This is a genomic window from Pseudoalteromonas agarivorans (genome assembly GCF_024518735.1).
GTDB lineage: Bacteria > Pseudomonadota > Gammaproteobacteria > Enterobacterales > Alteromonadaceae > Pseudoalteromonas > Pseudoalteromonas atlantica.
Map to the genome: position 1 here is coordinate 210,933 of NZ_JANIGJ010000001.1, position 19,616 is coordinate 230,548.

A 19,616-nucleotide genomic window follows, 5' to 3' on the forward strand; every position below is an offset into this window, starting at 1 on the left:
TAACCTTTTTGCAAATAGTTATTACCGGTCCAAAGTAAATCAAACGCAAATTTGCTAAGCACTTGGTGCTTTAACAGCTGGTTTGGTGGATAAATGATGCTGCAGACATAGGCTTTAAGTTTGAAGCTGTTATGGAAAAGTTAAGCTACTTGAACGGACTAAGTAAAGAGCGGGTTCGGTTACTGATTGTATAAATACCAATTGCCGTAAATTAGTAATTCTCCATTAGACTAAAGTCTATAAGTTAATTTTCTTCACTTATTGGTTTTGTTTTAATCGTTTGTCGGTTTTGTGTTAATTCTCTAAAGTTGAATTGTCGGCAACAAGCACGACTAACTCAACAGGAACATAATCATGAAAAGCTCACTTATTAAAACCATCGCTCTTGGCTCTTTATTAACTTGCTCAGCTGCTGTAATGGCTGATACAAGTGACTACAAATTAATGGTTATCGAACAAGCGACTGCACCGCAGCCAATTGAGCAGTCATTTAATAGTTGCGCACTGAATGTTAAGTCAAAAAACTATGCAGAGGCTGAAGCAATTTGTACAAAAGCAATTGCACTTTTAAAAGATGCAGACGGCCCTAAATTTAAAGTACGCCAACTTACGTCATTCGCGTTAAGTAACCGAGGTGTTGCACGCTTAAAATCAAATAATGACACCGCAGCCATTGCTGATTTGTACGAGGCAGCGCAAATGTCTAACAGTACAATGGTATCGCATAATTTAACACTTGCTAAAGAAGAGCTTGCGCTATAAAAAAGCACTAAACATGCTTTAATTAAGCTAGTGTATAAAAAGCCCATGTTAGGTTTATTCTTAACATGGGCTTTTTGCGTTGCACGGTTAAAAAGTGCAAATCATAAAAGTGGAAACTACCTATTAGGCTTTAAATTTAAGAGAGCTAGATTATGGATGTCACCAGTACGTTGAGTATATTTGAAATTAGCGCGATTTTTTTATCTATAACCGCATTGCTTGCTTATATAAATCATCGGTTTATTGGCCTGCCAACCACCATTGGGGTGATGGTTATTTCGCTTTTAGTGTCTATTGTGGCCATATTTTTGGGCTTTTTAGGGTTTGATGAACTTATTGATTACGAAGTAAGCCTACTTGGTCAACTCAATTTTACTCATGTATTGCTCGATGGCATGCTCTCAATGCTGCTTTTTGCTGGGGCGCTGCACGTTAATGTAAGTGACTTAAGACGTTATAAATTACCCATAGGTATTTTAGCGTGTGTGGGTACGCTAATTTCAACAGTGATTATTGCTACAGCGTTATATGTAGTAGTGCCTTTATTGGGATTTAATTTATCGTTTATTTGGTGTTTATTATTTGGTGCGTTGATTTCGCCAACCGATCCGATAGCGGTAATGGGTATTTTACGCTCTGCTGGCGCGCCTAAAAGTATTGAAACCGTAATAGCGGGGGAGTCGCTATTTAATGATGGTATAGGCGTGGTGGTATTTGCGCTTTTATTAGGAATTTTAACCAGTGGTGATATGCCAACTACATACTCAGTGGCTCATACACTCGCTGTTGAAGCGGGGGGCGGTATAATATTTGGTTTTATATTAGGCGCTGCTTTAAATTATTTATTAAAGGCAATAGATAGCTACCAAGAAGAAGTATTACTGACGCTAGCGGGTGTTATAGGCGGTTATGCATTGGCGAGTCACTGGCACTTATCGGGGCCACTTGCGATGGTTATGGTGGGATTAATGGTGGGTAATCATGGCCGTAATTTAGCCATGAGTGATAAAACTCGCCACTATGTTGATTTGTTTTGGGAGCTAATTGATGAAATTTTAAATGCCATTTTATTTGTGCTAATTGGCCTTGAAGTGGTAATGATTGTGTACTCAGCTAATTTGCTGGTGGCGGGCGTTTTAACCATTTTAATTGCGCTATGCGCACGTCTTATTGTGGTTGGCCTAACAACAACTATTTTTAATAAACAGCTCGAGCTGCCCAGCGGTGCATGGAAAGTGTTAACCTGGGGAGGGTTACGTGGCGGTATTTCGGTGGCACTGGTGTTGCAGCTACCTGACGGAGCGCAGCGTAATATATTATTGGCTTTAACTTATGCGGTGGTGGTTTTTTCAATTTTAGTGCAGGGCTTGAGCGTAGGAAAAGTCGCCAAAAGCATAAAAACAAAATAAATTATAAAGACTGATTTTTGTACAGCTCATAGGCTTGTTTGCGTAGCTACTGCATAACACTCGTTTTAAAACCTTTTTCAAAACAAGCAGTAATTACGCTGGTTTACACGCTGTTAAACATTTAAATTTGTACGTATATTAGACTAAAGTCTATAGGTTAATTTTCTTCACTTATTGAGTTTGTTTTTCTCGTTTGTCGGCGCTGAGCTATTACTCTAAAGTTCAGTTGTCGGCAACAAGCGCGACTAACTTAACTAGGAAAGACAAACCATGAAACGTACACTTTTAAAAACCATCGCTCTTGGCTCATTACTAACTTGCTCAGCAGCTGTAATGGCTGATTCAAGTGACTACAAACTTATGGTTATTAAAACCGAAACGGCTCCAATGCCTCTAGAAGAGTCATTCAATAGCTGTGCATTAAATGTTAAATCTAAAAATTACGCTCAAGCTGAAGAAATTTGTACTAAAGCCATTGCACTTTTAAAAGATGCACAAGGCCCTAAATTTAAAGTACGCCAGCTTACATCGTACGCTTTAAGCAACCGTGGTGTTGCACGTTTAAAAGCGCATAACGATACAGCAGCATTAGCTGATTTATACGAAGCAGTACAAATCTCTGAAAACACATTAGTGTCTCATAACTTAACTCGCGCTAAAGAAGAGCTTGCCTTATAAAGCAATTTAATTAGCGAGAGTCACAAAAAAGTCCCTACCGATTTATATTTGGTAGGGGCTTTTTTGTGCGTGTAATAAAATTTTTTATAAAACTCACATGTAAATTTAAAAGCGAGAAAGCCCGTTTTAGAAAGCTTTATTTTTGGAATTATTACTTTTACCTGTTTTTTATACGAGGTTTCTGTAAAATTAATGAGTTAACATTTGTTATTGATTTATAACACCTGTTATTGACGTAATCATTCAACTAAATATAAGCAGGTTATATGATTTTCTATATTGTTGGGTTGAGTACATTGGTTATTATTTTGTGTTTAGCTATTTATGTTATTTATAGCAATATACGCAAAAACCGAGTAAGAAAAACTAAGGAATACAATGTGCTGTTTGATAAAGACACCATTGTAGATGAGCTTATTACTCAACTTACGGATAAAAACCAAGCCCAAGCAGATAAACATAAAAAAATAAAAGGCAAAGAAGAGATCCTTGCAACATTTATAGAATTGCATCGCTCAGGTAGTTTTTGTGCGCATTTAAGCGAGCAAGAAATTATTTACTTTGTTAAGAAAAAACTAAACATGGAGAGTAAGGAAAATGGATAGCGATAAAAAAGCGGTTCCAGAAGAAAAGTCACAATCATTTATAGGTCGTTTTGGCCGCCGAAATGTCATTTTAGTAACATCAATAGTGGTTGTGTTGGCTGTTATAGCAACGCTTACTTCACAAGTTATTTCTTGGAACGAAGCTGACGAGCGTTTAGTTCATCAATCGGCGTTTACCGGAAAGTTAACGGTTATTAACCAAGCTGGCCCATACTTAAAAGCATTTGGCACTACATCTGCTTATAAAAAGGTTATATCGATTAACTTTACGGGTGACGAAAACGCGACTGCGAGTGCAATTGTACCTCTTATTCCAATACGCTTTTTGGATACAACAACCGGTGGTGCACGTGGTGTATCGCGCTTTAGGTTGCCAGGCAATGTACCAGCCACTGAAAAAGGTGAATTACGTGGATTACTAAAAATACACGAAGAGTTTGGTTCGCAAGATACGCTTATATCTAATTTACTTATGCGTGCTACTACAGAAAACGTTAAAGCGTCGGCGCGTATGATGTCGGTTGAGCAGCATTATTCTGGTGGAAACGGGCAACTTAGCCAAGACTTTTCTGATCAACTTACTAATGGTATTTTTGTTACTGAGCAAATAATCAGCAGCGGTGAGCGGGATAAAAGCGATGAACTAGGTAGCTTAAGTAAACAGCAGCGTGTAACGGTAAATATTAAATCTGATAAAGAGGGTAAACCGCTGCGTAATGCGCCGATTTTAGGTGCGTATGGTATTACTGTTGTAGATGCAAGTATTATTGATATTGACTACGAAAGTAAAGTAAACGCGCGCTTAGAAGCGCAAAAGCAAGCGGCTGCAGATGAAGCCTTGGCACGTCAAAATCTTAAAAAAGCAGAGCAACAAGCGCGTACAGAAGTTGCCTTAGGCGAACAAGCAATAGCAAAGCAGCGGGCAGAGTCTGAAAAGCTTAAAATTAAAGAGCAAATCGATGCCGAGCGTATTAAAGCGAATGCTATTATTTCTGCGCAGCAACGTGTAGCTGTAAAAGCTGAGTTGGCAAAAGAGCAAGAAGAGATATTAAAGCAACAGCGTTTAGAAGCACTAGGCATGGATGTGTTAGCTGAGGCACGGTTACGTGCTAAATCAGCAGCGCTTGATCCTAAATATGTGTTTGATGAAACATTAAAAGCTGAGGTGAAAATTCAAACTGCTTTATTCAATAGTTTAGGAAAAAGCCGTTTAGTGCCTGAAATTGTAATAGGTGCAGGGCAGGGCGAACAAAGCAATGGTTCTGAATTTATGCGATTATTAGCGGCAGATGCGGCTTTAAGTCTTAAAAAACGTTTAGAAAAAGACCAAAAATAAACAATTAAATATACAAGCAATAGTGAGTTTTTAGTTATAAAGGCTCTACACCAATAAAAACGCTGGCGGATATATCAGGCAGCGTTTTTTATTGTGTGTTTTTTGCTATTGTATTATGCAGATAAGCCTATACCAATTCGCAATAATACTTAATTAAGCGAATTGGTATTAGATGCTAGTGAAAACAGTTTTTTAATTACATAGTAAAAAGAGTGAGTAGTATTGATGGGCTCCAGCAAAAATCAGCTTAATTTAGACTTAGGACAAGAGCATATTACTATCCAACGCCGTTATGAAGCATTAGGCGCAGTTAACGATTTTTTAATTGCGGTGTGGTTTTTAATTGGTAGCTTTTTCTTTTTAAATGAGTCATTAGTTGAAAGCGGTACCTGGCTTTTTATAGCTGGCAGTGCGCAATTAATAATAAAACCTGTATTAAAATTAATGAGTTTAGTTCACGTTAAAAAAGTGTTTCGTTCTAACAATACTCACTAGGCGTTCAGGTATTGTAATTAATAATTTAATGACTATTCACAGCAAAGGTAATGCATTGAAACTACTAAAGTGGACTTTGGGCGCAGTTATAATTTTATTAATAGTGGGTTTACTCATTCCCGAGAAGCTAGTAATTCCTGTGCAAGGCGCTACAAGTAAGGATTGGAACCACAATACGTTTTGGTATGAGCCTTGGGGGCGCTCGGGTGTGCATAAAGGAATTGATATTTTTGGCGCTAAAAACACGCCTGTGGTTGCTGCAACAAGCGGTATTGTTATTTTTTCAGGTGAACTAAACCGAGGTGGCAAAGTGGTTGCGGTATTAGGTGCAAAATGGCGAGTGCATTATTTTGCACATTTAAATGACTACAATGTAAGTGCAGGGGATGTAGTTAGCATAAACAGTCAAATTGGCTTACTGGGTGATACCGGTAATGCCGCAGGAAAGCAACCTCATGTGCATTATTCTATATTATCGCTTATGCCTATGCCGTGGCTTTTCACAACGCAAAGCCAAGGGTGGAAAAAGATGTTTTTTTTAAACCCACATAAAAAGTTAACTGCTAACTAACTCAGTTTTATGTATGGATGGGCCTTTACTGATTAGCTGCCAACGTTGTTAACTCACTTGTTTTTGCTGTATTTTTTGAGAGTGAAAGAAACGTTATTCAAAGTAGGTATTAGACTAAAGTCTATAAGTTAGATTTTCTCACTTATTAGGTTTGTTTTTATCGTTTGTCGGGGCAAGAGGATTTATCTAAAGTTAAGTTGTCGGCAACAAGCACGACTAACCAAACAGGAAGATAATCATGAAACGTACACTTTTAAAAACCATCGCTCTTGGCTCATTATTAACTTGCTCAGCTGCTGCAATGGCTGATCAAAGTGACTACAAATTAATGGTTATTGAAGATTCTGTAACAGCCGCACCAGAGTTTGAACAGCCATTTAATAGCTGTGCACTTAATGTAGAATCTAAAAACTACACAGAAGCTGAAGCCATTTGTACACAAGCAATTGCCTTATTAAAAGAAAGCCGTGGCCCACGTTTAAAAGTACGCGAACTTACATCGTTTGCATTAAGTAACCGTGGTGTAGCCCGCATGATGGCCAAAAAAGACACCGCAGGCCTTTCAGATTTATACGAAGCGTATCAAATCTCTAAAAACTCACTGGTATCTCATAATTTAACGCGTGCTAAAGAAGATTTATCGTTATAAAAACGTTTTATAACGCGATAAAAAAGCCGATGAAGGGATAATCCTGCATCGGCTTTTTTGTATACAATTGAAAGTGTTATATCGTGTTTTTATCGAATAGACCAAAATTGTTATAAAGCGATTTTTGTTTAGGTAACTGGCTTGTTTGAGTTGTTGAGCAACTGTTATTAGCTAATAAGTATAGAGCCTCGTTTACAAGAGGATCTTTGGTATCGCCCCAATCTGAATTAATGGTATCTTCGGCGTAACAATCTGCAGGTAAACCATCAAAGTAATCACTATACCCAGCTGAATTAGCTATCTTAAAGTTTATAGCAAACACAACGTGGTCACAAAGTTCATTAACATCCATACCAACAGGTTTTCCTCCTGTGCTTGTGCCAACCACTTGAACCTCAATGTAGGGTTCTAGCGCATTAATCACCAATTCACTAGCAGACAATGTTTGTTCAGTGGTGAGCACTACAACTCGAGGCAAATTCAGGCGAGGGTTGCTGCTGCTTAGCTCAAAATTTGTGCTTTTAGATTTACGGTTTTGATTATATTCGTAACTATACATCGGTTTACCTAGCACTTGATCTGCGGCAATTTGACTTGCTAGTTGCTTCGCTATAGATAGGTAACCGCCGCCGTTATAGCGTAAATCAAGTACTAGCTCTGAAACGCCCTCTTGCTCGAATAACGAAAATGCGTCATCTAAGTCTGGGGCACTGCGTTCAATAAAGCTATTAAAGGCCAGGTAGCCAACCTTACCTGTGTTAGATTCTAATATGCGGGCGTCTAGAATAGTGTTTGTGCTAACCGTTGCGCGTGCCATAGTGCCGGTTTGTTCTTCACCGTTTAAATCTATCCAGGTTACGTCTACTGAATAGCCTTCTTCTTCAGGCCCCAATAAGGCATCGTAGTCAAACGTATTGTTGGTTATTGCTTTTTCAATATTTACGCCATTCATTTTGGTGATTAATGAGCCTCTGGTTAACCCCATAGCTGCTGCATTACCATCGTCAAATACATACTTTACAAGAAGACCGTTAGATTCTATTTTGTTTGCTAAACCATAACCAAAATAGCTCGCGTTAAGGTATCGGTCTTCATATTCTTGCGCAGTGACTACATAACTGTATTTATCTAATTCTACTTGGGATTTAACTTCGCTCATTAAATCGCTTAATGAGTCAAATGTAGATGGGTTTGTTGAGGTATTTAGCTGCTCACTCCAAAGATAATCTGTTTGAAGGTAGTCCCAAAGGGCTTCGTTTTGTGCTGTTTGACTAGCACATACTGCAGGGTCGGAACTTATAATATCGCCTTCGTTTTCTGAGGAGCCGCCACATGCACATAGTAATAAAATTGAGCTAGATAAAATTATATTTTTTGTTTTTTTAATCATGACAATCCTTGTAAATATTGGGTTAATTAACAAAGTTACAACACTAATGCTTTTTTGGCAATAGGTAACCATTGTGTAAATTGTTGAGTTTATTTAAGTTTATTTATAGCTTTCAGTCGGCCAATCTTCTGCTGTAAAAGGAGGGTAGGCTAAGTCTATAAGTTAGTATTTCTCATTTATTAGGTTTGTTTTTATCGTTTGTCGCTGCGCTCAGAATTATCTAAAGTTGAGTTGTCGCCAATAAGTACGACTAACCAAACAGGAAGATAATCATGAAACGTACACTTTTAAAAACCATCGCTCTTGGCTCATTATTAACTTGCTCAGCTGCTGCAATGGCTGATCAAAGTGACTACAAATTAATGGTTATTGAAGATTCTGTAACAGCCGCACCAGAGTTTGAACAGCCATTTAATAGCTGTGCACTTAATGTAGAATCTAAAAACTACACAGAAGCTGAAGCCATTTGTACACAAGCAATTGCCTTATTAAAAGAAAGCCGTGGCCCACGTTTAAAAGTACGCGAACTTACATCGTTTGCATTAAGTAACCGTGGTGTAGCCCGCATGATGGCCAAAAAAGACACCGCAGGCCTTTCAGATTTATACGAAGCGTATCAAATCTCTAAAAACTCACTGGTATCTCATAATTTAACGCGTGCTAAAGAAGATTTATCGTTATAAATTTATTACTTAGCACTTAAAAAGCCCCTGCGAGTTTATAAACTCGCGGGGGCTTTTTAGTTTTTATTTTTGAAATTAACCAATGTGAGTTGTTAATTTTTAAGCGGGTTTAACGTGTATCCTCACTTAAATACCTATTTTAATAGGGGGGTTTAAACTTAAAATATGGTAATAACACCATTGCAAGTAAGGTTAACCCAGAATCACAGGGTTAATTGTTTTTAAAAGCAGGATATTTTGCTAATGGCGATGCGTATATAAAATGCTCTAAGGGTATTAAATTTCTTTATATTTGCGCCTATTTTCATTAAAGTACTTAACATATAGCAAATTCAGTTAATATTAATCTTTGTAAATAAGTTTATGTTTAATGGCATTTAGCTGTTTTGTGCATTTTTCTAATTAAAACTAAAAATAAATAAGTAACTGCACTTTTAATGGAACTGCGTGATTTTAGCGCAGATAAAAGGATTTAAAATGAAACTTACCTTCAATCGCATTGTTGCATCTTTTTTTGCAGCAACTGTTAGCCTCTCTGTAACCGCCGAAGATATAGAGCTATACGTAAACCATAACGTAGAAACCGATGAAAACCCCCGTGTTGTGATTATTTTTGATACCTCCGGAAGTATGGGAAGTAAGCTTCCTTACAATGGACCTAAAAAAATAGATGCAGCTAAAGATGCCATGACCCAACTGGTTAATGATAATAGCGCCATTGACTTTGGTTTAATGCGTTTTAATGGTAACAACGGTGGTTATATTATGGCTGGTTTAGGCTCATCACATGACACTATTTTAGGCCAAATTGAAAAGCTACCTGCTAGCGGTAACACCCCCGTTACAGAAACCTTATGGGAAGCCTACCTTTATATGACAGGCCAAACCGTTTGGTATGGACAAAATACCAATCAACGTGACTTTAGTGTAGAGACCAACGACAACCCTTTAACGCCCCCTGATTATATATCGCCGTTTAGACAGGCATATGGTTCGCAAGAGCGCTGTGATAATTCTATAAATTTAATATTAATGACCGACGGCGACCCTACTCAGGATAATAACCGTAATGACGATATTAAAGATTTATACAAGCAAAAATTTGGTTATAACCCAAGTAAAACAAGTAACAGTTATTTAGCGGTATTAGCGCAAATAATTCATGGTACACAAGACGTTGAAATAGATCTTTACGAAGACACACCGGAAGTAGCAGACACAGGCCGCGTATTTACTATTGGTTTTGGTAGTGGCATGAGTAGCAAAGGTAAAACGCTTCTTGAAAAAACCGCTGAACTAGGTGGTGGCGAGTACCTTCACGCAGATACCTCAGCAGAGCTCTCTGAAGCATTAAATAATACTATTTCTAGAATACGCGAAGTAAACGATAGCTTTTCATCGCCTACGGTTGCCAGTAATAACGTTGACCAAACCCGCAGCCGAGAAGCAATTTATTTTGCTATGTTCTACCCAGAGACCGGGGCTCGTTGGGGCGGCAATTTAAAAAAATTAGTTATGTCGGGCTCTAACATAGTTGACTCCACAGGCCGTGAGGCAATAGGTGATGACGGCTTAATTAAAGAAGACGCTCGCACGTTTTGGCTACCTTCAAATAAACCGGCCGATGGTAATTTAGTCGCACAAGGCGGCGTAAACTACTTACTTTCAAGCTTAGACTCACAAAGCCGCAAACTGTATATAGATTCGGACGGTAGTATTGTTGATTTTACCTTTGATAGAGTTAAAGAAATTTTAAATATAGTGTCAGACGCCATAGGTGGCATCATACCGGGTACTGATATTGCTATCTCGCGCAATGATATTAATTGGGCAAGAGGCATGGATGTAGATAACGAAGATAGCGATAGCTCATCAGTAGATCAGCGTGCCAATATTTTTGGTGATCCTTTGCATTCTAAACCGGTATCTATTGATTATGGTGATGGCAACATACGTATTTTAGTGGGCACTAATGCTGGCTTTTTGCACATGTTTAACGATAAAGGTAACAGCATTGAAGAGGAGTGGGCGTTTATGCCTGCTGAGCTGTTAAAAAACATACCTGCGCTTCGTACAAATCAAGCCAATACTAAAGTATATGGTATGGATGGGCCTATTAGTGTGTTTTTTAACAATAAAAGTTTAAACAGTGACGGCTTAAATGACGGAGTAATAGATGCCACTAAAGGTGATGAAGTATGGGCATTTGCTGGCATGCGCCGCGGGGGTAAAAACTATTATGCACTTGATATTAGCTCACCAGATAAACCAAAACAGCTTTGGAGTAAGCCTATTGTAGGCGGCTCAGATGGGTTTGAATACCTAGCTCAAACCTGGTCAAAACCACAAATAGCCTATATTAAAGCGTTTGGAGATGAGCCTTTACTGGTATTTGGTGGCGGATACGATACAAACAAAGACAATGCGATTCGTAGCGAGGATAAATCAGGCACGGGAATTTACATTGTTAAGGCTAAAACTGGCGAAAGAGTATGGGCGTTAACGCCTGAGGATAATAATTTTCAAGGTAAGCACAGTATAGCTGCCGATATAGCAACGCTTGACTCAGATTATGATGGTTACATTGACCGTTTATATGCCACCGATACTGGGGGTAATATTTGGCGTGTGGATATGCCTGGCTCAGACAAAAATAGTTTTTCTCATTACAAATTAGCAGAGCTTGGCAGTTCATTAGCAACGCAAGACCGACGCTTTTTTTACAAGCCACTAGTGGCACGTACTATGTTTAGTAAAGTGAGCAAAACGAGCTATGGCGGTGAAGAAATAACCACACGATTAGATACGCCTTACGATGCCATCGTGATAGGCAGTGGTAATCGCTCAAATCCGCTTGCAACCAATGAGCAAGATCACCTTTACATGATTCGCGATGAACAAACCGTAACTAAAACCTTCGATTCACAAAATACGCCAGAGCCCATAGTGCCAAGTGATTTAATGCTTATGAATGACGACCCATTTGGCAATGCACTAGATAATGTAGATGAGTTTGTAGAACTTGAAGCTGATTTAGCAGGCTTTAAAGGGTGGCGATATGAGCTAAGTAATGGTGAAAAATCATTGGCTGCAGCCACCGTAGTAGGAGGCGTAGCTTATTATACATCGTTTACACCTGCACTAGAGTCTGATAAAAATCAGTGCTCTTTAACAGGGGGCGGTGGTGCAATGTATGCTTTTCATTTGCACTATGGCACAAAAGTGTACGACCAACTTAAATTTACTACCAGCTACGATGTACCCGATACCGCTCAGTTGTATTTTGGTGAAGGCGACTCATGTATAGATGCTAATAATAATGGATTATGTGATGTGCCAACACCTGATGATGGTGACCCAGATGACGGTACCCCAGGCGGTGGCTACGAGTACGAAGAAACAATACCTGTTAGCCAAGTAAGCCAGTTTTATTTAATCGGCCCGAGCCTTACTGGTGAAGGCGCAGTAAACCCAATCAAACCGCCTGAAATTAACGGACCAGGGCTAACTGTTGTTGATGGTAAAGTTAAACTTGTAAATGACAGTGATACATTAGGCTTTGGCTTTAAAACGCAGCAAACCTACATATATAAACGTGAAGAAAACGATTCTTCATCTGATTAGGTTAGCTTTAGCTCAGGAGTCGCAGTGCTTTATTATTTACCGCGCATGCCTTTAAAAGGCATGCGCTAACTTTTCTAGCTAATATTATAGAACCCAAAGCAAACCTTGCTACGTTAAAGTGTTCTGCTTAAGAAAGCTCAACAATGTAATTTTTGCCTAAAATTCAACACGCTTCCTACCTAAAATAAATTACCTAACCAAGCGAATTTGTATTAATAAAGCCAACATTTATTCGCAATTATTGTGTTTAAGTATTATAAAAAGAGGGCTTATTGTCCCTATATTGAAAATAGACATACGGGTATGAATTGGTTTATGAATTGTTCGTAAATAAACCAATCAATGTGTAAATAAATATTAAATAAGTCACTAAATAGTAAAGCAATATTTGCATAACATGGTTAAAAAAAAGATTTATAAAACTTACCATTTTTAATGGTTGCTAGTGCTTAATTTTGCCGCTATTTTAAGGTTAAGTTGTATTAGATGGAATTAGTATGAGTTTCAAATTGATCTCTTTTTGCTATTGTATTCCCGTACTCTTTTTAAATGGTTGCGATGAGGAAGTGAGTTTATTTAGTAGCAGTAAAACGCCGTTAGTGGCTAAAAACGAAAACGCTAATTTACCGGCAACGGCTATTGAGCAAAAGCACCTTGTTGTAGAAGGCCTAATTGAGGGAATTGTACCAAGTCACTGTAAACGTGGTGAAACAGCATATATAAATGCAAAAATGCAAAAGGTTATACGCAACCCAACCGCAAAAGTGACTTATACACTAAAGCCCACTGATAATATTTTGTCTGTGTGTGTGGCCAATGATAACTCAGCTATTACTTATCGTTATGGCACTGAGAAAAAAATTGGCCTAGAGTATACGGCCACTGCCGCGCAGCCATTTGGTAGCTACTATCGTCAAATAGGGAAAGTAGGCGAAAGTATTTTGTTTTTTAACAAAGGCAATTACTATTACTACATTATTAATGCTGGTGGTATGGGCAGTGGTGTTTCAGTGAACGTATATAAAAATAAAACGCTTATTGCGGAGTTTTTCTCTGGTAATGAGGCGTATAACGACTTTGTTATTGCCAGTAATTTAGACTTGCCTAAGTCGTTGGCAATAGAGCTTCAACCACATATAAACACAATGCAATGAATGGATTAAGTAAAGCACATTGTAACATTATTGAACAAGGGCAGTGGTTTTCTAAGCGCGATGCACACTTAAAACAGTTTTTATTAAGCCACGCAAAAACTTTAAGCCTTAGCGCGCACCAATCTCTTTTTTTACGAGGTGATAAACACGACGGTATTTATGCTGTATTAAGTGGTGTGGTGCGTATTAGTGGGGTAAGTAATAATGGTAAAGAAGCTGTTTTAAGCTTTGTTGATGCCTCGCTGTGGTTCGGCGAAGTCACTTTATTTGACCGCGGAATGCGCACCCACGATGTTTATGCGCAAACCGATGTAACACTGTGTTTTATTGGGCAACGCGCACTAGAGCAATTGTTAAAACAATACCCGCATTATTGGCAAGACTTTGGGTTACTCCTTGCCCAAAAATTGCGAGTTATGTTTACTAGCATGGAAGATCACGCACTATTAAGTGCCGAGCAGCGAGTTGCAAAACGCTTACTTATATTGTGCGCGCATTTAGCGCATAGTAATGGCCATACCTTTACTTTGTCTCAGCAGCAATTGGCTGATATGACTTACCTTACACGGCAAACCGCCAATCAAATTCTAAAAAAGTTAGCAAAGCAGCAACTCATTGAGGTCGGCTATAACAAAGTGACCATTTTAAACCAATCTGCTTTAGAGCTACTTTGTAATCAGTAAATGTCGGCTCCCCGACAGAGTGATATTTTAAAAGCCTGATATAGTGTAAAAAAACACAATAAAAGGCACACACATGAAAACTCTACAGCAACAGCTTGGTACATACGGTTTGTACCATCGCTCTAAACGCAATGTTTTAACTCATTTTTTTGGTATTCCGCTTATTGTATTTGCGGTGCTTTGCTTGTTAGCGCGTATTCAAATGCCCATTGGCAGCCTGCTTATTGATGGCGCGCAGCTTTTTGTTTTTGCAAGCGTGGTGTATTACTTAATGCTGAGCGTGTCGCTTGGCTTAATAATGGGTGTACTGTTTACATTATTGCTTTTAGCAGCCCAGCCAATCGCTGCTATGGCTTTTTGGCCTTGGTTAAGTATTGGTGTGGGCGTGTTTGTATTTGGCTGGGTGCTGCAGTTTATTGGCCATTACTATGAGGGTAAAAAGCCTGCGTTTGTAGATGATTTAATTGGCTTAATTATTGGCCCGTTGTATGTAACCGTTGAGTTTTTATTTTTAATGGGGCTTTATAAATCGCTAGAGCATGAAGTTAACGCCATCGCAGGCCCCACCAAGGCATAATGCTAAGCGGCTTAAAGGCTTAAATATTTAGTTATTCTAGCGTGCTAAATAAAGCATTAACCGCGTTATAAATCATATATCTGTCGCTATAAACGTTTAATACTTAACACGATTGCTATTAGCAGCGGATAAAATAATAAAGGCAAATAACCCATGCAATACAACAATAAAACCGTGTGGATCACCGGCGCATCATCAGGTATTGGCAAAGAGCTCGCAATACAGTTTGCAGCACTGGGTGCCAAGGTTATTTTATCAGCCAGAAGCGTTGAGAAACTTAACGAACTAAAACAAAGCTTACATGGCGATGGCCACATTATTGTGCCTCTTGATTTGTCATCGCCTGAAGCTGTATTGGCTCAAGTTACTGATTTAATTAGTACATTACCTGCTATCGATATTTTAATTAATAACGGCGGGGTATCGCAGCGCAGCCTATTTTTAGAAAACGAATTTAATGTTTACCGCCAGTTGATGGAAGTTAACTACTTTGGCCTCATTGCACTTACCAAAGCGGTAGCGCCTAGTATGGTAGCAAGGCAAAGCGGTTCAATCGTTTCTATTAGTAGTGTTGCGGGTAAAGTAGGCTCTAAATTTAGAACGGGCTATTCAGGCTCTAAATATGCGGTAGTGGGCTTTATGGATTGCCTGCGTGCAGAGCTTGCAGAGCATAATATTCATTGCTTAACTATTTGCCCCGGCTCTATTAAAACGGCCATTGCACATAATTCGTTAAACGAGCAAGGCATAGCGCAAAACAAGCCAGAGCACTCAATAGAAAATGGCATGGATGTAAGCGTAGCCGCTAAAAAAATGATCCTCGCAATTCATAATAAAAAAGACGAAGTGGTTATTGGCAAAGGCTTAAGTGGCTGGGCACCGACCATTAAACGGTTTTTTCCTCGCTTATTTAATCGATTAACCGCTAAAACAAACTATCGGTAGCATCGGGCAATTTAGAGATATAAAATGTTGTAAATTCAATCAATTTAGACAAGGATTCTAAATGAAGTATTTATGGCTTGGCCTGTTTTTTATTGTATTAACTTGGTCCGGAATTAACCCAAAAGATCAGTTTACTTGGCTGCTTGAAGTAATCCCCGCAATAATTGGTTTAGTGCTTATGGCAAGCAGCTATAAGCATTTTAAACTCACCCCCATTTTATATGGCTTTATATTAGCGCATTGTATTGTGCTAATGGTTGGCGGGCATTACACCTACGCCGAAGTCCCTTGGTTTGATAACTTATTTGGCAGTGAGCGTAACAACTACGATAAAGTAGGGCACTTTTTTCAAGGGTTCGTGCCTGCATTATTAGCGCGTGAAATATTACTACGTAAAAACGTAGTAAATGGTAAAGGCTGGCTAAATGTGTTTGTTGTATCGATATGTTTAGCGTTTAGTGCTTTTTACGAACTAATAGAGTGGTGGGTTGCAGTGTTAAGCGGTGAAAACGCAGAAGCATTTTTAGGTACGCAAGGGTACGTATGGGATACTCAATCTGATATGGGAATTGCCTTACTTGGGGCTATTTGCTTATTATTGCTGCTTTCAAAAGTACACGATAAACAGCTAAAAAATGTTAAAGATTACTAATTCAAATTTTGTTACTAAAAGGCTATAGATTATGGCTGTAAATACCCGAAATTTCAAAATAAGTACAGATAAAAGCAAACTTAACTTTAGCGTTATTTATAACTTTATTGCTAATAGCTATTGGGCTAAAGGAATACCTAAAAGCGTGATGCAAAAAGCGATTGATAACTCAATGTGCTTTGGTGTTTACAGCGCTGATAACGAGCAAGTGGGTTTTGCCCGCGTAGTAACCGACAACGCCACTTTTGCCTATTTGGCTGATGTATTTATTACCCCAGATTTGCAAGGTAATGGTCTGAGCAAGTTACTGGTTAAAACGATAGTAGAGCACCCTGAGCTGCAAGGGCTAAGGCGCTTTTTATTAGCCACTTCTGATGCCCATGGCCTTTATGCGCAATACGGGTTTAAACCGATAGACAACCCAGCATTGCTAATGCAAATAAACCCTAAAAATGTGTATGAGGGAAATACTAGAGAGGTATAGTAAATTGGGGAAGGGCAATGTCCATGTAAGCAAGTTGTATGGATAATACAAAAAACTAATAAGCCATTGACATTAAAACTGATTTTTACTTATTAGGTTGAGATGTGATGCTTTTTAAAAGTGTATGATTTCCTAGTGCAGACATATTTGTATTCATCCATTTAAGAGCGTTGGATTGTGATTGATAATAAATAACAACTGCTAATTTCTGATCTTCACAGCACTGACTTAATAATTTATTCTCAAATTCACACTCATTAAATTTCGGCTCGCATAACCTCATTCATACACATAATGCCTCATTCAGAGGCAAATATTTGTTGGCTAAAATAGCGACGCAGAAGCAAAAGCCAACTGTAATTTGACCTGCTGAAATGACTTGTTGTAAGCCATTTACACCGATGTACAAATCTGTTTTTTAATATCATTGACACCGTTACTTAATAATTTATTTAAAAACTCTTGATCAGGGTAAGTTACAGGGAAAGTTGAATATTTACCCTTAGTAGAGGATTGATAGCTCTTGGTTGAGCCAGCAAAGTCGAAAGAGGCGTTAATTACTAGAACAACTTCATTTTCCATTGTAGATGAGCTAGTTAAATAGTAATTAAACTTTATATCTGATTGTGCTTTTTCTTTACCTGTTTCAGGGTAAATATCAATCAATTGGTTCTTTAGGTCTGGAGCAGAGTCCTGAGTTAGAATGTAATTGAAATCTGCACGCTTAACATTACTCATTGAAATGAACGAGCCTCCAGAAGCTACATTAGCATTAACAATATCTTCAAATTTAAATACATTCTCACCTTTTTTTGGAGAGTTTATTTCAAGGCTTGATACTGGGATTTGGCATGATGCGCTATTGGTTTGAAGTGAACTGTATTCAATATCTTTAGTTATTTGGCAACCTGCCAATAATACAGAAAAGGGTAATATAAACTTAAAATTCAAAACCGTACTCCTTTTGGGATATAATGCCCGCCTAACACGCAATGTGTTGGCGTGGCTTTTTGCGTTGTTTGCCAAAACCATGATAACGAAACATTCTCGGAGTTTAGGCGCTTGTTAGCTGTACTATTTACACTGACTGTTAGGTTGAATTTTATCTAAAGCCCCTGTTTTTAAATCGAAGCGTAAACTCCCACCTAAGATATGAGGAACATATAGGTAACCATAACGCAAATCAGGCTGTAACTGTAAGCATCTCCATTGGATAGAAGATACGCTGCGCCCAAGTTTATCGAAATCCTCTTTGTCAGGAAAAAGCTCTGTTAATTCGTACTCTTTGATTAACTCACCGTTAGGAGCATAAATCACAATAACTTTGCCAGAGCCAGTCGAATACCAATTATCGATGGTAACTAATGTGCCATCATTTGCTAATAAAATGTGAATTGGGGCAGCTGGGTTTTTTAACGTTATGTTTTGATAAATGTCATAGGCATTACTTCCATTCCATTTAAAATATTGAGCTTTAGCAAATGCTTTTTTTGAATTTGTTAAGTCATGATTTAAATAGCTTTTTCCGGGAATAACCCTAACTACAATTGATGAGTCCTGATTTAGGGCAGAAGTTACCTCAGGGCTTCCCCACTTCTCAGCAAAGGAGTGATTTGAAAATATAATAATGAAAAATACTAGTAGATAATTCATCGTACTCCTTTGTACAGCTAACGCTTAAAGCTGAGGCTTGTGGGAGCGCAGCGAGAACAAGTCCCTAGACTTGACTTGTTAGCAGCTATGTCCACAAGGCCCACCTTATTTTAATTAAACGGATTAGCATATTATTCTCTAACTCAAAGCTATCCTCTTCAGGTGTATCTGATTCGGTATAGCTAATCCACCACTTATACAATTCGTCTATCTCAGCTTTGGCTAGTCGATGCTTTTCATCTGCATTCCAATCCGTATTTCCAAGGGCTAAGTCTTCTTTCTCTACGAAGTCTTTTAGCAGCTGAAAACAGGCATGTAAAAGTATGGAGTCTTTATCCCGCCAATCATCATTTAATGATTCAATTTTTAACAGATTACTTGGTTGCATGATGGTAACTTCTGGCTGCTAACGCCCGCATAAGAGGCTGATGATAGTTTGCTAAAATGTGAAGCGGAGCGGAACCGAGCAAACTGTTAGCAGTCCCGTGCTTGATGCGCTTGTTAGGCATACTTTAAACCGATTTTCTAACAATGATTGGGCAACCACCACCTTGAGGCTCCCAATAAATAGTAATATGTGCGTTTAACCCGTTATTCTCAGTTACATTAATGTGAGCCATAGCCAAGTCATTGTTTATTGTAGTGCGTAGCTCCCCTTGGAGTAAAGGAGCCTTATTTTTGTTTTCGATAACTAAATACATAGTTTGAAATGGCTTTGACTCTAATTCAATTGGCGCTGTTACGATAAAATTGCCATAGCCCTGTTCTACGAGTTTAACTTGGTTAGCAAACTTAGCCTCATCAACTTTGCATTCGCTCGCAAAAGTTGTTGAACTGAGCATCAAAAATATAATTCCGCAGATAGATTTCATTGTATGCCTAACAGCTTTATCAGAGGACACTTTCCTCTTTTTATGAGCAATGTATGTCCTCTTATTTATTTTTAGTATTAATAACAAATCCTGTAACACATTGCGAGTATTAAACTTTAAGGCGGGGTGTCCTTTTTATGGCAGGTGGAAAAGAGGAAAGTGTCCTCATTTTCAGACTTAGGAGGAAAAACGCCTGCGCAGTAAGCAAATACAGCAGCTAAAGATTTAAAATGAAAACCAAACCCCTTTTTTAAATCATTTAACCGCAACTAAAAACTGCATCGAAAATATAAGTAACCGCTTTAAGTACATTTGTTTATGCAAGCCTATTATAAAAGGTGGTTTTTGGCTGGTGGAGGCTATAAAACGAGGAGATGAATTATTTACTAAACGC

Annotated in this window: 21 protein-coding genes; 16 read left to right on the top strand and 5 right to left on the bottom strand. The window is 38.4% G+C overall.

Annotation, left to right across the window (positions count from 1 at the left end; translation table 11 throughout):
• The first annotated feature begins 354 nt into the window (after positions 1-354).
• The 8 genes from NQT65_RS00915 to NQT65_RS00950 all read left to right on the top strand — a co-directional run bounded on the left by NQT65_RS00915 (position 355) and on the right by NQT65_RS00950 (position 6,505).
• Complete coding sequence (locus tag NQT65_RS00915) at positions 355-762, top strand: hypothetical protein (RefSeq protein WP_004587201.1); 408 nt, start codon at positions 355-357, stop codon at positions 760-762.
• Positions 763-914: 152 nt separating this feature from the next.
• On the top strand, positions 915-2,171 hold the full coding sequence (locus NQT65_RS00920; protein ID WP_256850263.1) for a cation:proton antiporter: 1,257 nt from the start codon (positions 915-917) through the stop codon (positions 2,169-2,171).
• Positions 2,172-2,441: 270 nt separating this feature from the next.
• Positions 2,442-2,849 (top strand): hypothetical protein, encoded by a 408-nt coding sequence (locus NQT65_RS00925; RefSeq protein WP_256850264.1) that lies wholly within the window; start codon positions 2,442-2,444, stop codon positions 2,847-2,849.
• A gap of 266 nt (positions 2,850-3,115) precedes the next feature.
• On the top strand, positions 3,116-3,454 hold the full coding sequence (locus tag NQT65_RS00930; RefSeq protein ID WP_138684983.1) for a methanolan biosynthesis protein EpsI: 339 nt from the start codon (positions 3,116-3,118) through the stop codon (positions 3,452-3,454).
• Positions 3,447-4,790: an SPFH domain-containing protein gene (locus NQT65_RS00935; RefSeq protein WP_004587205.1), complete on the top strand. Its 1,344-nt coding sequence runs from the start codon at positions 3,447-3,449 to the stop codon at positions 4,788-4,790. Before NQT65_RS00930 ends, NQT65_RS00935 begins: the two co-directional genes overlap by 8 nt.
• Positions 4,791-5,015: 225 nt before the next feature.
• A complete protein-coding gene (locus NQT65_RS00940) occupies positions 5,016-5,285 on the top strand; it encodes a YrhK family protein (RefSeq protein WP_004587206.1) in 270 nt (89 codons plus the stop codon).
• A 55-nt stretch (positions 5,286-5,340) separates the two neighbouring features.
• Complete coding sequence (locus tag NQT65_RS00945) at positions 5,341-5,856, top strand: M23 family metallopeptidase (protein ID WP_126007417.1); 516 nt, start codon at positions 5,341-5,343, stop codon at positions 5,854-5,856.
• Positions 5,857-6,094: 238 nt separating this feature from the next.
• Positions 6,095-6,505 (top strand): hypothetical protein, encoded by a 411-nt coding sequence (locus NQT65_RS00950; protein WP_004587208.1) that lies wholly within the window; start codon positions 6,095-6,097, stop codon positions 6,503-6,505.
• Positions 6,506-6,581: 76 nt separating this feature from the next.
• Here the strand turns inward: NQT65_RS00950 and NQT65_RS00955 are convergent, their stop codons facing one another.
• The gene (locus tag NQT65_RS00955) at positions 6,582-7,895 is read right to left on the bottom strand and encodes a S41 family peptidase (RefSeq protein WP_256850265.1); all 1,314 of its coding nucleotides are present in this window, start codon (positions 7,893-7,895) and stop codon (positions 6,582-6,584) included.
• Between the two features lie 272 nt (positions 7,896-8,167).
• On the opposite strand from NQT65_RS00955, the gene NQT65_RS00960 reads away from it, so the two are divergent.
• The 8 genes from NQT65_RS00960 to NQT65_RS00995 all read left to right on the top strand — a co-directional run bounded on the left by NQT65_RS00960 (position 8,168) and on the right by NQT65_RS00995 (position 16,697).
• Entirely contained in the window at positions 8,168-8,578 is a 411-nt protein-coding gene (locus NQT65_RS00960; RefSeq protein WP_004587208.1) for a hypothetical protein, read from the top strand.
• Between the two features lie 477 nt (positions 8,579-9,055).
• Positions 9,056-12,202 carry a PilC/PilY family type IV pilus protein gene (locus NQT65_RS00965; RefSeq protein ID WP_256850266.1) on the top strand — a complete coding sequence of 1,049 codons (3,147 nt, stop codon included), beginning with the start codon at positions 9,056-9,058 and terminating at the stop codon, positions 12,200-12,202.
• A gap of 497 nt (positions 12,203-12,699) precedes the next feature.
• Positions 12,700-13,356, top strand: coding sequence for a hypothetical protein (locus NQT65_RS00970; protein ID WP_256850267.1), 657 nt, complete (start codon positions 12,700-12,702; stop codon positions 13,354-13,356).
• Positions 13,353-14,039: a Crp/Fnr family transcriptional regulator gene (locus NQT65_RS00975; RefSeq protein ID WP_024033419.1), complete on the top strand. Its 687-nt coding sequence runs from the start codon at positions 13,353-13,355 to the stop codon at positions 14,037-14,039. The genes NQT65_RS00970 and NQT65_RS00975 overlap by 4 nt, the downstream gene beginning before the upstream one ends.
• A gap of 73 nt (positions 14,040-14,112) precedes the next feature.
• Positions 14,113-14,616, top strand: coding sequence for an Mpo1 family 2-hydroxy fatty acid dioxygenase (locus NQT65_RS00980; protein WP_256850268.1), 504 nt, complete (start codon positions 14,113-14,115; stop codon positions 14,614-14,616).
• A 153-nt stretch (positions 14,617-14,769) separates the two neighbouring features.
• The gene (locus NQT65_RS00985; protein WP_256850269.1) at positions 14,770-15,561 is read left to right on the top strand and encodes an SDR family oxidoreductase; all 792 of its coding nucleotides are present in this window, start codon (positions 14,770-14,772) and stop codon (positions 15,559-15,561) included.
• A gap of 61 nt (positions 15,562-15,622) precedes the next feature.
• Positions 15,623-16,213 carry a DUF2238 domain-containing protein gene (locus NQT65_RS00990; protein WP_256850270.1) on the top strand — a complete coding sequence of 197 codons (591 nt, stop codon included), beginning with the start codon at positions 15,623-15,625 and terminating at the stop codon, positions 16,211-16,213.
• Positions 16,214-16,244: 31 nt separating this feature from the next.
• Positions 16,245-16,697: a GNAT family N-acetyltransferase gene (locus tag NQT65_RS00995; RefSeq protein ID WP_256850271.1), complete on the top strand. Its 453-nt coding sequence runs from the start codon at positions 16,245-16,247 to the stop codon at positions 16,695-16,697.
• Positions 16,698-17,090: 393 nt separating this feature from the next.
• Here the strand turns inward: NQT65_RS00995 and NQT65_RS01000 are convergent, their stop codons facing one another.
• The 4 genes from NQT65_RS01000 to NQT65_RS01015 all read right to left on the bottom strand — a co-directional run bounded on the left by NQT65_RS01000 (position 17,091) and on the right by NQT65_RS01015 (position 19,252).
• Positions 17,091-17,648 (bottom strand): hypothetical protein, encoded by a 558-nt coding sequence (locus tag NQT65_RS01000; RefSeq protein ID WP_004587216.1) that lies wholly within the window; start codon positions 17,646-17,648, stop codon positions 17,091-17,093.
• A gap of 123 nt (positions 17,649-17,771) precedes the next feature.
• Positions 17,772-18,350 (bottom strand): hypothetical protein, encoded by a 579-nt coding sequence (locus NQT65_RS01005; protein WP_256850272.1) that lies wholly within the window; start codon positions 18,348-18,350, stop codon positions 17,772-17,774.
• An 85-nt stretch (positions 18,351-18,435) separates the two neighbouring features.
• The gene (locus NQT65_RS01010) at positions 18,436-18,738 is read right to left on the bottom strand and encodes a hypothetical protein (RefSeq protein ID WP_004587218.1); all 303 of its coding nucleotides are present in this window, start codon (positions 18,736-18,738) and stop codon (positions 18,436-18,438) included.
• A 124-nt stretch (positions 18,739-18,862) separates the two neighbouring features.
• Positions 18,863-19,252 carry a hypothetical protein gene (locus NQT65_RS01015; RefSeq protein WP_138725029.1) on the bottom strand — a complete coding sequence of 130 codons (390 nt, stop codon included), beginning with the start codon at positions 19,250-19,252 and terminating at the stop codon, positions 18,863-18,865.
• Positions 19,253-19,616: the final 364 nt, after the last annotated feature.